This is a genomic window from Moorena sp. SIO3I6 (assembly GCF_010672095.1).
Window position 1 is genome coordinate 1 of sequence record NZ_JAAHHU010000780.1, and the last position, 2,229, is coordinate 2,229.

The window sequence follows — 2,229 nt, forward strand, 5'->3', positions numbered from 1 at the left end:
TCATTGGGCAAATGAAATAGGATTACATCCGGATTGATTCGGAAAGTGAGAGACATGACATAGTGTTTAGTGAAATAGCCGTGGATATTATTTCTACGGCTATTTTTTTTTGCTTTTAATTTAATCCAATCGGCAAGCTAAGGATTATCAAGGGAGCATGTTACCTTTGTAATTATGTACATAGATCCCCCCTAACCCCCCTTAAACAAGGGGGGAATTAGATTCAAAAGTCCCCCTTATTAAGGGAAACCAAAGGGGTTACTGAATCAGGGATTAACAAAACTGACCTGCTCCCCATCTCATTTTTGCAGACCTGGGGTGCATCTCACTTTTGGAATTAGGCAAAAATTCTAATAAAATCTCCAGACTTGCCGCGCCCCCGCCCCGCGCCCCACACTGCCCACACTTCCCGTCTTTTTTACAAATATGAGATGCACCCGCAGACCTGGTGGTGCGTTACGGGACCTTCGGGTCGCACCTGAGGTACACAGGATTTTTTCACTCTTGCCTCTTGCCTCTTGCCTCTTGCCTCTTGGCTACTCCCTGCTCCCTGCTCCCTGCTCCCTTTTGATATCAATCCTATATTTACAACTTACATAAAAATGCTAGATAACCTTGACTAAAGAATCAGCGATATGGTGACTTAGTTCTACAGGTACAGCATTACCTATCTGCCTCATTGCTTCTGTCCATGAGCCGAAAATTTTATAATTATCTGGGAAAGTCTGGATGCGCTTAGCTTCATAAGTGGTGTAATAGCGGACTCGACCATCATGATAACGAATCATATTTTCTCCTCCAGGTACACCATGATCTCCTGCCTTTAAAGCTTTGGAAGGCATATCAATGTAACTGCCAGTATGTCCAGGATAAATTCTTGCTCCCTTTCTTAAGACATGCTCAAGGTCAAAACTACCTAATGAATCAGGTTCTGGCAGTTTTCCAATTTGGTCTCTAACTGTTTTCCAGGGTTTTAAAGATGGCGTGAATAGAGTGAGTTGTTGCTTTAGCAGATTAACTCGTTGCTGAGTTCGTTTATCTAGATTTTCAGTGGTTGAAGGCTTGATTCCATGCCTCTCCCAATAATCATAACTAACGAATTGTGACCAAAGTAAGCCATCAAGAGAATGAGTTTTTTTCGGAAAAGACCATTGGATAGTTAAATCTTCTCTGATGCCAACAATGAACACCCGTTCCCGGCGTTGAGGAATGCCATAATCGGCGGCATCAACTAATCGAAAAACCACCTTGTATTTAATGCCGTCATACTTACCTGAGGTATGGATTTGTTCCAGTCTTCTCAGATGATCATCCCAGTCTTCCCAATCCTTCCGGTCAACATCAGGATAAATCAATCTTAAAATAAGGTAGTCAAAATATCTGGCAAAGTATTTTCTCAGAAGACCTTTGACATTTTCAAAGATAAAAACTTTAGGAATACAAGTAGTTATTGCCTTACAAACATAGGGAAACATATCTCGTTGATCCCTATCCCCCTTATGCTTACCCCCCATGGAAAATGGCTGACAGGGAGGTCCACCTGCAATCATGTCTACATAACCAAACTGATTAAAATCGAATTTACGAATATCTATATTGTGAACAAGCTTGTCACCGTAGTGATGGGACAAGGTTTGACAGGCATTTTTATTCCAGTCAATAAAAGCTTTATGTTGGACTCCAGATAGCCGAATACCTGTGGCTAGACCCCCCGCGCCAGCAAATAGCTCTAAGCACGAAATTTTAGACATTGAAATTCTTTTATAAAAAAATAGTGCGAGATGCTATAGTCTGTAAAAAAATGAGATAACTGACCCAAAGTTTTGTTAAAAACCTCCTTTATAATCTAGGCTATAAGTATGACTATAAAAGCGCATCTCCAACCCCATTGCACAAGCTTTAAACTTAAGGAGAACTACCTTGACAGAACTAAGCCAGTCATATTGCCGATGGGATTTGCTGTGGTTAATCTGACAATCATCGACAATTAAGCAAGCATCACTAGCAGTGGGAATCAACTACGATTCTACGATTACACTAAAACTCTGGTCAAAATTTATAACCAAAAAGGAAAAAAAGTGATCACTCACGGACACCCCTTGCCAAAAGCTCGTCCCTCTCATGCCTTACTCCAGAAAGAAAAAATTGACAAATTACGGACTCAGTTAAAAACTACACCAGAAGAGAAATAAGTATCGTTTTGTATTTGACAATAAAAAATTAACAATT

The 2,229-nt window shown here is 40.4% G+C and carries 2 protein-coding genes; one reads left to right on the plus strand and one right to left on the minus strand.

Translation table 11 applies throughout. The features are described from left to right. The first annotated feature begins 448 nt into the window (after positions 1 to 448). Positions 449 to 571 carry a hypothetical protein gene (locus F6K49_RS42650; RefSeq protein ID WP_293107501.1) on the plus strand — a complete coding sequence of 41 codons (123 nt, stop codon included), beginning with the start codon at positions 449 to 451 and terminating at the stop codon, positions 569 to 571. A gap of 34 nt (positions 572 to 605) precedes the next feature. Here F6K49_RS42650 and F6K49_RS42655 read toward each other — a convergent pair whose 3' ends face one another. Continuing rightward, complete coding sequence (locus F6K49_RS42655; protein ID WP_293107504.1) at positions 606 to 1,751, minus strand: DNA cytosine methyltransferase; 1,146 nt, start codon at positions 1,749 to 1,751, stop codon at positions 606 to 608. Between the last annotated feature and the right edge of the window lie 478 nt (positions 1,752 to 2,229).

Excerpts from the sequence above, each read along its gene's own strand:
- F6K49_RS42655 (WP_293107504.1), bottom strand. The coding sequence starts at position 1,751 with ATGTCTAAAATTTCGTGCTTAGAGCTATTTGCTGGCGCGGGGGGTCTA.